This is a genomic window from Nocardia sp. JCM 34519.1, from assembly GCF_020361265.1.
In the GTDB taxonomy this organism is placed as follows: domain Bacteria; phylum Actinomycetota; class Actinomycetes; order Mycobacteriales; family Mycobacteriaceae; genus Nocardia; species Nocardia arthritidis_A.
In genome coordinates this window covers 65,399-78,709 of sequence record NZ_JAIRBR010000023.1, presented here as the reverse complement: position 1 = coordinate 78,709, position 13,311 = coordinate 65,399, and the positions used below count along the sequence as shown (strand labels likewise).

11 protein-coding genes, 1 pseudogene and 1 riboswitch are annotated in these 13,311 nt (G+C 67.7%); of the genes and pseudogenes, 7 read left to right on the top strand and 5 right to left on the bottom strand.

The window, feature by feature from the left end; genetic code table 11:
• Window positions 1-95: 95 nt before the first annotated feature.
• Together LGY53_RS36615 and LGY53_RS44295 are read left to right on the top strand one after the other, a co-directional pair.
• On the top strand, window positions 96-341 hold the full coding sequence (locus tag LGY53_RS36615) for a DUF3017 domain-containing protein (protein ID WP_225731324.1): 246 nt from the start codon (window positions 96-98) through the stop codon (window positions 339-341).
• 126 nt (window positions 342-467) lie between these two features.
• Window positions 468-542 (top strand): annotated as a pseudogene (locus tag LGY53_RS44295) (transcriptional regulator); the annotation flags it as partial.
• A gap of 140 nt (window positions 543-682) precedes the next feature.
• Here LGY53_RS44295 and LGY53_RS36605 read toward each other — a convergent pair.
• A complete protein-coding gene (locus tag LGY53_RS36605; protein WP_225731283.1) occupies window positions 683-1,630 on the bottom strand; it encodes an oxygenase MpaB family protein in 948 nt (315 codons plus the stop codon).
• A 126-nt stretch (window positions 1,631-1,756) separates the two neighbouring features.
• Between LGY53_RS36605 and LGY53_RS36600 the strand changes: the two genes are divergently transcribed.
• Window positions 1,757-2,428 (top strand): TetR/AcrR family transcriptional regulator, encoded by a 672-nt coding sequence (locus LGY53_RS36600; RefSeq protein ID WP_225731282.1) that lies wholly within the window; start codon window positions 1,757-1,759, stop codon window positions 2,426-2,428.
• Window positions 2,429-2,449: 21 nt separating this feature from the next.
• Here LGY53_RS36600 and LGY53_RS36595 read toward each other — a convergent pair whose 3' ends face one another.
• From LGY53_RS36595 to LGY53_RS36585, 3 genes are all read right to left on the bottom strand, one after another.
• Entirely contained in the window at window positions 2,450-3,613 is a 1,164-nt protein-coding gene (locus LGY53_RS36595; protein WP_225731281.1) for a homoserine O-acetyltransferase, read from the bottom strand.
• Window positions 3,610-4,923: a bifunctional o-acetylhomoserine/o-acetylserine sulfhydrylase gene (locus LGY53_RS36590; RefSeq protein WP_225731280.1), complete on the bottom strand. Its 1,314-nt coding sequence runs from the start codon at window positions 4,921-4,923 to the stop codon at window positions 3,610-3,612. The genes LGY53_RS36595 and LGY53_RS36590 overlap by 4 nt, the downstream gene beginning before the upstream one ends.
• 81 nt (window positions 4,924-5,004) lie before the next feature.
• Window positions 5,005-5,116: riboswitch (SAM riboswitch) on the bottom strand.
• 52 nt (window positions 5,117-5,168) lie between these two features.
• Complete coding sequence (locus tag LGY53_RS36585) at window positions 5,169-5,876, bottom strand: TetR/AcrR family transcriptional regulator (protein ID WP_225731279.1); 708 nt, start codon at window positions 5,874-5,876, stop codon at window positions 5,169-5,171.
• A 148-nt stretch (window positions 5,877-6,024) separates the two neighbouring features.
• Here LGY53_RS36585 and LGY53_RS36580 point away from each other — a divergent pair, with 148 nt between their 5' ends.
• From LGY53_RS36580 to LGY53_RS36570, 3 genes are all read left to right on the top strand, one after another.
• Complete coding sequence (locus LGY53_RS36580) at window positions 6,025-7,494, top strand: MFS transporter (RefSeq protein ID WP_225731278.1); 1,470 nt, start codon at window positions 6,025-6,027, stop codon at window positions 7,492-7,494.
• 305 nt (window positions 7,495-7,799) lie between these two features.
• Window positions 7,800-9,017 carry an NADP-dependent isocitrate dehydrogenase gene (locus LGY53_RS36575; protein ID WP_225731277.1) on the top strand — a complete coding sequence of 406 codons (1,218 nt, stop codon included), beginning with the start codon at window positions 7,800-7,802 and terminating at the stop codon, window positions 9,015-9,017.
• A 227-nt stretch (window positions 9,018-9,244) separates the two neighbouring features.
• Window positions 9,245-10,066, top strand: a complete 822-nt coding sequence (locus LGY53_RS36570; RefSeq protein WP_225731276.1) for a class I SAM-dependent methyltransferase — start codon at window positions 9,245-9,247, stop codon at window positions 10,064-10,066.
• A 21-nt stretch (window positions 10,067-10,087) separates the two neighbouring features.
• On the opposite strand, the gene LGY53_RS36565 is transcribed toward LGY53_RS36570, so the two are convergent.
• Window positions 10,088-11,503 (bottom strand): FAD-binding oxidoreductase, encoded by a 1,416-nt coding sequence (locus LGY53_RS36565; protein WP_225731275.1) that lies wholly within the window; start codon window positions 11,501-11,503, stop codon window positions 10,088-10,090.
• Window positions 11,504-12,168: 665 nt separating this feature from the next.
• Here LGY53_RS36565 and LGY53_RS36560 point away from each other — a divergent pair.
• Entirely contained in the window at window positions 12,169-13,308 is a 1,140-nt protein-coding gene (locus tag LGY53_RS36560) for an MFS transporter (protein ID WP_225731323.1), read from the top strand.
• Window positions 13,309-13,311 lie beyond the last annotated feature (3 nt).

Genomic DNA, 13,311 nt, shown 5'->3' with positions numbered 1-13,311 from the left:
CTCGGACGTACACCGGCGTCTGCAAGAATCGTGGGGTGACCGACGTCGAAAAGGGTGCGCCTGTGTGGCGGCAGTTCCTGCGGTGCCATCTGCCGATGCTGGTGGTGACGGTGGTCATCGTATTGGCGGTGATCCTGGTCGCCTCGGATCGGTGGCGCCGCGGCGCGCTGTTCTTCGGTGGCGCGACGCTACTCGCCGCCGCATTCCGGCTCTGCCTGCCCACCGACCGGGTCGGTTTGCTGGCGGTGCGCAGCAAACCGTTCGATGTGGGTGCGCTGACCCTGCTCGGCACCGCGATAGTGCTGATCGCCTACACCGTAAACCCGCTCGGCGTCGCCTGAAAACCCAAGGACCACAGGCGATTCAGGCACCATAACGCTCGGTGAGCACAGTGTGCGCCAGTGGGCGGCGCCCGTGATGCGGCGGGATGCGTTATACCGATCTGCATCGACGGCGTATCGCAGAAGATGTTCACGCAGACGCTGCGTCAGTTGGAGGTGGACGGATCCGTAACGCGCACAGTGCATCCCACCGTACCGCCGCGGGTCGAATACGCCCTCACCGAGCTCGGGCACGGCCTGCACGTCCCCATCGCGGCTCTGGATAGAGACGAATATCTACGAGATCGAGGCGGCTCGCCGCGCGGCGATGGAGTCCTAGAACTGGTGCCGCGCAACGAGATTCAGCTAACCGAGGATACGGCGCGCGATCCGTGTGTTCCGTACAGCCGCCGTGCCTCGGCGGGCGTGATGGTCTCCTGCCGCGTCGGCGGTTCCATCTTCAGGTGCTGTTCCAGGATCTGCCCGGCCATCGGCGCGATGTAGGGCGCCGACTTGATCATTCCGAACGAGTTGAACCGGCTGGCCAGCCACACGATGATCCGCGCCGGAATCCGCACCGCGAGATCGACGATGCCGGGCCGGTCGAAGTGGCCCAGCTTGCGCATCCATTTCGGCAGTGTGGCAACGGACGCCAGTGAGAGCAGCCTGCTGCCGAGCGCGTAGCTCAGCCCGGCGCCGTTGCGCGGCGAGGTCCACAGCAGATGATGCATGCCCTCCTCGGCGCGCTCCGAACTGCAAAGGCGCGGACGGACTTTCGCGAAATACTCGCGAACCTCGTCCCGGGAGCGGGGCACATCCTCCGGCTTGCAGGTCTGCAACTCGGCCGCGATCGCGCATTCGGCCCAGTAGCGGCTCTCCTCTTCGGGGCTCAGCGGCCCGGGACCGAACACCTCGTATGCCTCGAGCACCGAATGCCAGCCGGTGATGTGGATCCACAGTTGGGATTCCGGGTTGTTGGCGCTGTAGCGCTTGCCGCTGATCGGTTCGATGCCGGTCATCTTGGCGTGCACCTGCATCAGATGTTCGGAGGCCTGGATCGCGGTGCGGCCGTCGGCGACCGCGACGAGCAGGAAGTAGGCGAAGGTGTTGTCCAGGCGGCTGCGCGGATCGGTGTAGATGCCGCGCGAATCGGCGACGGCCGCGGTCAGGAACGGATCGAAGTGTTCCAGGACCACCGCGCGCTGGAACCCGATCACCGCGGTGGGCGCGGTCCATATCTTCCAACTCGGCGAGCCCGGGCCGAAGAATCCGTAGTCGTCCCGGCGGAGGGTGGTCGGATCGAAGGTCATCTACCTGCTCCTTTGCAGCGGTCGCCGAGCGAAACAGCGAATACAACGCAACCGTAGCAATTACCCGTGACGAATACAACGGTCGCGTAGGATTTGTTATCGGGAACCCGGCTGACAGGATGGGCGATGGGAGGTGAATCGGTGGTGACCACATCACGCGCGGCGGACCGGCCGCGACGGCGCTACGCGCCACGCCTGCCACCCGAACAGCGCCGCGCCCAACTCCTCGACGCCGCCTTCGAAGTCCTCGGCCGGATGGAATTACACGAGCTGAGCATGGAAGCGGTCGCACAGCAGGCGGGCGTCGGAAAACCGGTGCTGTACACCGTCTTCAAGACCCGCGCGGAATTGGTTGCGGCCCTGCTGGAACGGGAGCGCGAACGCGGGCTGGAGCAGGTCGCCGAAACCCTGCCGACGAACCTGATGGGCGCCGACCCGATCGTCGCCGCCTCCGCCACCGTCGAGGCGTTCGTCGGTGTGGCACTGGAGAATCCGACCCGTTGGCGGCTCATCCTCGCCGGTCCCGGCAGCGCGCCCGCCGAATTCCGCGAGGCCATCCGCAGCTCCCGCGCCGGCATCTTCGACCAGGCCGAGGCGCTGGTCCGGATGGGTTTCGCCGTCGACCCCCGCTGGGCCGCAATGGATTCCGAACTGGTCACCGACTCGCTGCTGACCGTCGCCGAAATGCTGGGCCGCATGGCCGTCAGCGATCCCGAAACCTATCCGCGCGAACGGCTGGAGGCGTTCGTCCAGTCCATCGTCGGCCTGTTGGCGGGCCGAATCCAGCCCGGTCCTTGAGCTTTCGACGGGCACTGCCGCTCAGCCGTTTCGGCCACCCTGGTGCAGCCGCGCCAAACGCATTGTCTCCGTGAGGAGTTTCGAGACCGCCGCCGCTTCGGTGAGGAATCCGTCGTGCCCGTCGCGGGAGTGGACCACCTCGAGCCCTTCGCAACCCGGTAGTAGATCGGCCAGTTCCTGCTGGGTGTGCAGCGGGTACAGGCGGTCGGAGTCGACGCCGCCGACGACGCAGGGGACGGGGGTGGCCGCGAGCGCCGCGGCGATACCGCCGCGGCCGCGCCCGACGTCGTGCCGGTTCATCGCCTCGGTGAGCAGTACGTAGGTGGCGGGATCGAAACGGTTGCAAAGCTTTTCGGCCTGGTGTTCCAGGTAGCTCTGCACCGCGTAGCGGCCGCCGTTCCACGGATCCTCCGCGCCCTGCGCCCGGTTCTCGAAGCGGTGATCGAGTTCGGCCTCGGTGCGGTAGGTGAGGTGGGCGATGCGGCGGGCCAGGCCCATACCGGTCATCGGTGCGCGATCGGTGTCGTGGTAGTCGCCGCCCTGCCAGTCCGGATCGGCCTTGATCGCCGCAATTTGCGTTGTCTGGGTACCGATTTGGTCGGCGGTGGCGCGGGCTCCGACGGCGAGCACCAGGGCCGCGCCGACGCGCGACGGCGCACCGGTCATCCACTCCAGCACCCGCATGCCGCCCATCGAGCCGCCGACGACGGCGGCCAGCCTGGAGATGCCGAGCAGATCGAACAACTGCGCCTCGGCGGTCACCTGGTCGCGGATGGAGATCTCGGGAAACCTTGCGCCCCAAGGCCTTCCGTCCGGCGCCAGGGAGGATGGCCCGGTGCTGCCCTTACAGCCGCCGAGCACGTTGGTCGCGATGACGCACCATTCGTCGGTGTCCAGCGGCGCGCCCGGACCGACCATGCCGTCCCACCAACCCGGCAGCGGGTGGATATCGTCCGGCGAGCCGACGACGTGCGAATCGCCGGTGAGCGCGTGCTCGACCAGCACCACGTTGTCCAGTGCCGCCGAGAGCGTGCCCCAGCGCTGCACGGCCAGATGCACATCCGGCAGTACCGCACCGCTCTCCAGGCGCACGTCGCCGATCGGAATGATGCCGAGCTCCCCGTTCGGGGGCGGCAACGCCACCCCCGAAACGCGCAACGTACTCGGTTCGATCTCCACGGTCACGTCGTCGCCGCCGTGAAACCGGCGCGCAGGTCGGCGAGGATGTCGTCGATGCCTTCGATACCCACCGCCAGGCGCACGAGGCCCGGTGTGACGCCCGCAGCGAGCTGCTCCTCCGGCGTCAACTGCGAGTGCGTGGTCGACGCGGGATGAATGACCAAAGATCGCACGTCACCGATATTAGCCACGTGCGAATGCAGCACGAGCGCGTCGACGAAGCGCTTACCTGCGTCTACGCCGCCTTTTAGCTCGAATGCGACGATCGCCCCCACACCTTTAGGGGCAATTTTCCGGCCGATCTCATACCACGGCGAGCTCGGCAGTCCGGCGTAGAAGACCCGCTCGACCGCCGGGTGAGTCGAGAGGAATTCGGCGACCGCCTTCGCGTTCGCGACGTGCCGTTCGACCCGCAGGCTCAATGTCTCGAGGCCTTGGCCGATCAGGAATGCGTTGAACGGCGCCACTGCGGCCCCGAGATCGCGCAGCAACTGCACCCGGGCCTTGAGCGCGAAAGCGGGCGCGCCGAGATCGGCGAAGACGACGCCGTGGTAGCTCGGGTCGGGGGTGGTGAAGCCGGGGTAGCGGTGCGCGCCGTCGGCGTCGCGGACCGTCCAGTCGAAGGTGCCGCCGTCGACGATCACGCCCGCGATGGCGGCGCCGTGCCCGCCCAGGTATTTGGTCGCCGAGTGCACGACGATGTCGGCGCCGTGCGCCAGCGGTTGGATCAGGTACGGGGTCGCGACCGTGTTGTCGACGATCAGCGGCAGCCCCGCGGCGTGCGCGACCTGCGCGATGCCGGGGATGTCGAGCACCGAACTGCTCGGGTTGGCGATCGTTTCGCCGTAGAGCGCCTTGGTGTTCGGCCGGATCGCCGCCTGCCAGTGGGCCAGGTCGTCGGGGTCGTCGACGAACGAGACCTCGATGCCGAGCTTGGGCAGCGAGTAGTGGAAGAGGTTGTAGGTGCCGCCGTAGAGGTGCGGGCTGGACACGATGTGATCGCCCGCCCCGGCCAGGTTCAGGATCGCGTAGGTCTCCGCGGCCTGTCCGGACGCCAGCAGCAGCGCGGCGACGCCGCCCTCCAGCGCCGCGATGCGCTGCTCGACCGCGTCCTGAGTGGGGTTCATGATGCGGGTGTAGATGTTGCCCGGCTCGCTCAGCCCGAACAGGGCGGCCGCGTGATCGGTGTCGCGGAACACGTACGAGGTGGTCTGGTATATCGGCAGGGCGCGGGCGCCGGTGGTGTCGTCGGGGGACTGGCCCGCGTGGATCTGCTTGGTTTCGAACGACCAGGCGGTGGGGTCGATGACGGTCATGACTTACTCCGAAGATGTTGTGCCAGGCGGTCTTTGGGGGATGCGCAGACGACAGCGACAACACATAGGGATGACCTCCTGACAGCGCGCTTGCTTCCCGACTTTCGGGAGCCCGGTCATCACCCGGAGCACCCCACCGCAGCTGGAGGGTTGCCGACCAGCGAGCCGGGGCTTGGCGCTGGTACTCATGACCTGACGGATATGGTAACCGGCGAACGCGCGCGGTTCGAAATCGATGGTCTATGTCACAGCGATTCGACCGACCGCGCCCCCGCGCACGTGCGCACGAATTCGTTGTAGGTCTCGGTGAGCCGGTCGCGGGCGGCGCGGGCCGCGACCCCCAGGTCGCCGTTGAGCACCGCCTCGTTGGACTGTTCCATGGACAGTTGGCCGATGACTTGCCAGGTGTTCAGCACGAGCCGGACGGTGATGCTGTCCGGCGTGGCGCCGAGCCGCTCGGCGAGCACCGTGGCCAGCATGACGTTCTTCGTATCGGACATCTCGCGCTGCCGCGCGGCCACCGACGGTGCGTCGCGGATGATTCGCTGCAGCTGCTGGAACTGCTCGAACGGAACGGGTCCGCCGCCGGCCGCCGCGGCGTCAACCACCTGAAGGAACGCCTCGCACAGCGATTCCAGCTCGTTGCCGCGGACCGGCAGGCCGCGCAGGGCCTCGGCCACCTCGGTGCCGAAGTCGAGGACGGTGGCGAGCACGATGTCCTCTTTGCTGTCGAAGTAGCGGTTGATCGTGCGCGCGGAGACGTCCGCGGCATCGGCGATCTGCTCGACCGTGGTCGCATCGAAACCCCTTGCGGCGCAAAGGCGCAGCGCGACCTCGATGATCCGGGTCCTGGTCTGCTGCTTTTTGCGTTCACGCAGGCTCGGCCGGGCGGTGGACGCGGCGCCCGTGCCGCTGTCCGCCGCGGCGCCCGTCGGCATCGATGACTCGAGCATGGTCCTCACCTTAGCGCAACCCGGCGTTCTCATGTCCTTAACCGCCAAATGTCGTAGTGCGACATTTTTCTCTTGACGACAAATGTCTGCTGATGACAGGATATCGGCATCCGATCGACAGGAGATAGCCGTGAGCACGGAAACCGCAATGAAAACCTCTGACAGACAAGGAGGTTCGGCGCGCTGGTGGGCGCTCGGGGTCATCGGCCTGGCCCAACTGATGGTGGTGCTCGACGCGACCATCGTGACCATCTCGCTGCCGTTCGCGCAGCGGGATCTGGGCATCAGCGATGGCAACAAGCAGTGGATGGTCACCGCATACACGCTGATCTTCGGTGGTCTGCTGCTGCTCGGCGGCAGGCTGGCCGACTACCTCGGCAGGCGCAACATCTTCATCACCGGCCTGGTCGGCTTCGCCGCCGCGTCGGCACTTGCCGGACTCGCGCAGAACGGCGCGGAGATGTTCGTCGGGCGCGGCCTGCAGGGCGCGTTCGCGGCGCTGCTCGCCCCGGCCGCGCTGTCGCTGCTGTCGGTGACCTTCACCGAGCCGCAGGAGCGGGCCAGGGCATTCGGCGTATTCGCGGGCATTTCCGCGGGCGGCGCCGCGTTGGGGCTGATCGCGGGCGGCGCGCTCACCGAATACGCCTCATGGCGCTGGTGCCTGCTGGTGAACACGCCGGTCGCATTGCTCGCGCTGATCGGTGCGCTGCTGTTCGTCGTCAAGGATGTGCCCGCGCCGCGGACCGGCGGCTACGACGTGCCCGGCGCCGTCACGGTGACGCTCGGTCTGGTCGCGGTGGTGTACGGGTTCAGTCGCGCCGCCGAGGACGGCTGGCTGGCGGCGACGACGCTCGGCTTCCTCATCTCGGGCGCCGCGCTGCTGCTCGCCTTTGTCGCGATCGAGCGGCGGTCGGCGAATCCGCTTCTGCCGCTGCACATTCCGGGCGAGATCAACCGCGGCGGAGCCTACCTGTCCGCACTGCTGCTGCCGATCGCCATGTTCGCGATGTTCCTGTTCCTGAGCTACTACTTCCAGGTGACGCTCGGTTACTCGTCGTTGAAGGCGGGCATCGCCTTCCTGCCCTTCCCCGCGGGTATCGCGATCTCCGCGGGTGTCTCCAGTGCGCTGCTGCCGAAGATCGGGCCGCGTCCGCTGATGATCGCGGGCGCCGTGCTCGGCACGATCGGCCTGCTGTGGCTGGCGCGGCTCGGTTACGGCGACGGCTACGCCACCGTCGTGCTGCCCGCCGAGGCGCTGATCGCGCTCGGCATGGGTCCGCTGTTCGTCAGCATGCAGACCGTCGCGCTGCATCAGGTCGAGGCGAAGGATTCGGGTGTGGCGAGCGCGCTGCTGAACGCCGGGCAGCAGGTGGGCGGCGCGGTCGGCACCGCACTGCTGACCACCATCTCGGTACAGGCGCAGAAGAGTTACCTGACCGGGCATCAGGGGCTGGACAACCTGTTCGCGCGCGCCGCGATTCACAGCTACGACGTGGCGTTCTATATCGGCGCCGGATTCTTCGTCGCCGCCATCCCGGTCATCGCGCTGATGATCAGGGACCGGCCGCGGAATCTGATCGAGGGCGACGCCGAGCAACTGGTGGCCGTCGGGGTCTGAGCGCACGGTTCGTGTGCCGCATCGAAATGTGCGATGCGGCACGCGGATTGCCGCGTTTACGGGTCCTTGCTGGTCGCGCGGGTGCCGGTCCCGCGTACCGATCGGTAGCCTGGGTGGTGTCCGTCACTCGTGGGGGCACCCGCACACCGAGATCATCGGCAGCAGTACGCTTGTCTTGTTTGCACCACGCGTCCCGCGGACAACGCGGGGCATATACGTTGTCTGTTGAACAGCTGGGGTCCGCTCACAAGCGTGTTCGCCTGGCCGTGCAATGAGGGCACCATCCTAGGAGGACACGAAGATCCATGTCCAAGATCAAGGTTGAAGGCACCGTCGTAGAACTAGACGGCGACGAGATGACTCGGATCATCTGGCAGTTCATCAAGGACAAGCTGATCCACCCGTATCTCGACGTGAACCTCGAGTACTACGACCTCGGCATCGAATACCGCGACAAGACAGACGACCAGGTCACCATCGACGCGGCCAACGCCATCAAGCAGCACGGCGTCGGCGTCAAGTGCGCCACCATCACCCCGGACGAGGCCCGGGTCAAGGAATTCGGCCTCAAGAAGATGTGGAAGTCGCCGAACGGCACCATCCGCAACATTCTCGGCGGCACCATTTTCCGCGCGCCGATCATCATCTCCAACGTTCCGCGACTGGTTCCCGGCTGGACCAAGCCGATCATCATCGGCCGCCACGCCTTCGGCGACCAGTACCGCGCCACCGACTTCAAGGTGCACCAGGCGGGCACCGTCACCCTGACCTTCACCCCGGAGGACGGCAGCGAGCCGATCGTCCACGAGGTCGTGAAGATCCCCGAGGACGGCGGCGTCGTGCTCGGTATGTACAACTTCAAGAAGTCGATCGAGGACTTCGCGCGGGCGTCGTTCAACTACGGGCTGCAGCAGAACTACCCGGTGTACCTCTCCACGAAGAACACCATCCTCAAGGCGTACGACGGCATGTTCAAGGACACCTTCCAGGACATCTTCGACGCCGAGTTCAAGACCCAGTTCGACGCGGCGGGCCTCACCTACGAGCACCGTCTCATCGACGATATGGTCGCCTCCTCCATGAAGTGGGAGGGCGGTTACGTCTGGGCGTGCAAGAACTACGACGGCGACGTGCAGTCCGACACCGTCGCGCAGGGCTTCGGCTCGCTCGGCCTGATGACCTCGGTGCTGCTCACCCCGGACGGCAAGACCTGTGAGGCGGAGGCCGCGCACGGCACAGTCACCCGGCACTACCGCCAGCACCAGCAGGGCAAGCCGACCTCGACCAACCCGATCGCGTCGATCTTCGCCTGGACCCGCGGCCTCGAGCATCGCGGCAAGCTGGACAACACCCCCGAGGTGATCGGCTTCGCGCAGACGCTGGAGGATGTCGTCATCAAGACCGTCGAGGGCGGCCAGATGACCAAGGACCTGGCGCTGCTGGTCGGCGGCGATCAGGGCTACCTCACCACCGAGGAATTCCTCTCCGCGCTCGACGCGAACCTGGCTCGCGCCCTGCGCTGAGCTTGTCCGGCCGCGCTGTCCGCTAACTGCGCAGAGCCGAGTAATACCCCGGCGCTGGGATTCGCCCGGCGCCGGGCGACGGACACGGGCACTCGTACCACCGCACGGTGGGACGGGTGCCCGAGCTGTTTTCCGGTGCGGCGCAGATCACAGCGAACTTTTGGCAAACCGGTTCGACAATGGCAGTGTGCAACGTTTCACGCCCGTCTAGCCGGAGGAACAGTGCCATGGTGATCGCGTACGACGGTGGCGCCAGCGCGCCGATCAGTTCGGAATGGGCGCTCGGCGACTATCACCGATTCGCCAAGATGGCACTCTGGGACTTCGGCCCGAAACTGGTTGCCGCCTGCGATATCCGGCCGGGCCTGCGGGTGCTCGATGTCGGTACGGGGACCGGCAATACCGCGATTCCTGCGGCACTCGCCGGTGCCGAGGTGATCGCCTCGGATATCACCACCGAGAATTTCCCGGCCGGTCGTGCGGAGGCGGCGGCCTGCGGCGCCCGGCTCGATTGGGTGCGCGGTGATGCTCAGCGGCTGCCCTTCTCCGATCACACCTTCGACGTGGTGACCTCCTCGGTCGGTGCGATTTTCGCGCCACGCCACCAGGACGTCGCCGACGAGTTGGTTCGGGTGACCAAACCCGGCGGCACCATCGGGATGATTTGCTGGACCCGGCGCTCCTGGGTCTGCGAAATCCTTGCCACGCTGGCCCATTACGATCCGCCCGCGCCCGACGCGCTGCCGGTGCGGCTGTGGGGCGATCCCGAACACGTCCGGTCGCTGTTCGGCGATCGGCTCGCGACGCTGTCGTATACGACGCACGGGTACACCCGCGGTGCGGCGACACCGGTCGAATTCGCCGATTTCTTCATGACCACATTCGGGCCGATCCAGGCGGCCTTCGAGGCGGTGCGGGATCGGCCCGGCCGGACCGCCGCACTGCGCCGGGATCTGTACGATCTGGCGCGGCGCCACGATGTCGGCACGGCCGGGGCCGCGGCATTCCGCTTCGAATACCTCCTGCTGGTGGCCACTACCGCGGTCTGAAACCGTTTGCCGCGCAATGGGTTACCAAAGGGCGGGGGAGGAGCGCATCCGGTCGCCGGGGTCGGTTCCCGCGCGGATGCGACGCAGCCGATCGAGATTGTCTTTGAAGTAGCGGCGCGGGGAATCCGCCGGCTCGAGATAGTTGACGTAGCCGCCGACCGAATGCGCGCCGAGACGTTCGTGTGCGGCGGCGATCCACCGCGCCGCCTCGCCCGGGTCGGCGGGTTCGGAGACGAACCACTGCAGCAGGGCGATGTGGTCGCGCCACGGGAAGACGGTGTAGTCGAAGGGAATATCGCCGACCGCACCGTTGAGCGGGTCGACGAGCAGGCCGCCGGTGGCACCGGATCGTGCTCGCGCCGTGAGGATTTCGACGATCACGTCGGCGTTCTCCGGCGGCAGGTCGATCAGTACGTCGGAGCCCGCGACGAAGGCGGTGTGACCGGGATCGGTGGTGCTGCCCGCCAGAAGTAGCGCGGCGTCGCGCTGGCCGAGGGTGTGGCTGTCGACGGAAACCGGTGTGGCGCTTGCGGAAGCGGTGATGGCGGTGATGTTCGCGGCCCCGGTGCCCGCCGGGCAGACCAGCAGCACGTCGGTGGTGACGTCGCCGTCCCGTACGGCGAATTCCGCTTTGGCCCAGGCGGATCGGTCCGCGGTGCGCAGCCATTCGGCCCAGCCGGTGAGCACCCGGGTCGCCGACCCGCTCGGAAAGGTCAGCCGCACAATATCTTTGGCGGTTCCCGGGCAGGTGCGGAAGGTCAGCGATGTCACGACGCCGACCTGGCCGCCGCCACCGCCGCGCAGCGCCCAGAACAGGTCGGGTTCCTGTGTCGCGGAGATATCGACCAGGCGGCCGTCGGGGCGCACCAGCGTCGCGGCGCTGAGCCGGTCGCAGGTCAGCCCGTACGCGCGGGATTCGACGCCGATACCACCGCCGAGCGCGCTGCCCGCGACGCCGACGGTCGGGCAGGTGCCGAGCGGAAGGGTCTGCGCGAACGGCGCGAGCCGGTCTTGTACCGCGAAAGTCGACGCACCCGCGCCGACGGTGACGTGTCCGGTGGGCGCGTCCGGACCCGGGGCCGGGTCGTAGCGGATGTCGTCGACCTTGCGCAGATCGACCACGACGGTGCCATCGGCGGCCGAGGCGCCGGTGTAGGAGTGGCCGCCGCCGCGCGCGGTTGTCGCGAGGCCGTTCGCCGCGGCGAAGGTCAGCGCGGCCTGGACGTCATCGGTGGTCGCGGCCTGCACCACCGCCGCGGGCAGCGCCGCGTCGAACCGGGTGTCGAACAAGCGCTTCGCCGCCGCGTAGTCGGCCTCGCCGGGCAGCAGCACCCGGCCCTGTACATCCTTGCGCAGTTTGCCCCAATCCCGTTGCGGCACTTGTGGTTCCGCGTGTGCGGTGCCCGCGGCCAACAGCGGCACACCGGAGCAGGCCAACGCCGCTCCGGTACCCAGCGCGCCGCGCAGGAACGCCGCCCGTGACAGAGGTTTGTCGATACGGCGAAGTCTATCGACGCCGCACTCGTGATCGCTTACGCCGCCGCAGGGCACGGCGGCGGTTGCCGATCCGCACCGGAACTCTTCGGTGCCCGGACGTCGTACTCATCCAGCGGTATGTCAGGCCCTGGGTTCGATCGACCCGGTGGTTCTTTCGTTCGCAATCGCCGGGAGTGAAGGTAGGCGGGTGGCCGCGCGAATAGCGTTGCCAGACTTGTACATTCGCTTGTTCGATGGGTGCGTTCGGCGGCGCGGCCGGACCGGCGATGTGCCGATGATCACTTGGCGGCCGATCGGCGGGCTCGAGTGGGCCCGTGCGTCGACGTCGGCCGAGCGGGGCTGGGGCCCGGATCGACTGCGGTTCAACGGCTTTGCGGTAACTAAGTTCCATTCGGTAGTAGCTGGGCTGGGTGGCCTGCCTGCCTGATTTGCCCATTTCTATTAGCTGACCTGCACAGATTTTTAACACGGCGGTGGTGGACGTCACGTTTACTCGGGAAGCGGATATGCTCAACGGCCGGTTTCATGAATACGTGATCAGCGCCATCGATACCCAGCGACCCGCCCGCGTCGAGCCCGGGCGGACGGATTGGCATATCCCGGCGATGCTGGCGCTGGCGCTCGGCGGATTCGGGATCGGCACCACCGAATTCGCCACCATGGGCCTGCTGCCGGATATCGCGGCCACCATGCACGTCTCGGAGCCGACCGCGGGGCATGCCGTCTCCGCCTACGCGCTCGGCGTGGTGCTCGGCGCACCGCTGATCGCGGCGCTGTGCGCGCGGGTGCCGCGCAAACGGCTGCTGGTGCTGTTGATGGTCGCGTTCACCGTCGGCAACGCGGCCTCGGTCGTCGCGCCGTCGTTCGCGACGCTGGTGCTCGCGCGCTTCGTCTCCGGGCTGCCGCACGGCGCGTACTTCGGCGTCGCCTCGCTCGCGGCCGCCACCCTCGCGCCGGTCGGGCAGCGGGCGAAAGCCGTTGCGGCCGTGATGCTCGGGCTCAGCGCGGCCAATGTGATCGGCGTCCCCGCCGCGACCTGGCTCGGCCAGCACCTCGGCTGGCGCGACGCGTTCGTCGTCGTCGCGGTTATCGGGGTGGCGACGGTGGCGGCGCTCATCCGCTTCGTGCCCGAGCTCACCGGCATCACCGTGACCAACCCGATGACCGAACTCGGCGCGCTGCGCCGCCCACAGGTGCTGCTGACCCTGCTGGTCGGCGCGATCGGCTTCGGCGGCATGTTCGCCGTGTACACCTACATCACCACCACGCTCACCACCGTCGGCGGCATGTCCGCCGGGTTGGTGCCGCTGGTGCTGATGCTGTTCGGCGTCGGCATGGTGACCGGCAATATCGTCGGCGGGGTGCTGGCCGACCGCGGGGTGGATCGCGCGATCTTCGCCGCGATGATCGCGATGGCCGTCATCCTCGCGGGTTTCGTTGCCGCGGCGCACAATCCGTACACGGCGGCGCTCGGCGCATTCCTGATCGGCGGGGCGGGGGCCGCGCTGGCGCCCGGTCTGCAGACCCGGCTGATGGATGTGGCCGCCGACGCGCAGACCCTCGCCGCCGCGCTCAACCACGCGGCGCTCAATATCGCCAACGCGGCGGGCGCCTGGCTCGGCGGTCTGGTGATCGCCGCCCAGCTCGGCTACACCGCGCCCGCCGCGGTCGGCGCCATGCTCGCGGTGCTCGGCGTGCTGCTGTTCACCGCGACGGTGTTCGCGAACCGGCGCCGACCGGCCTGAGGC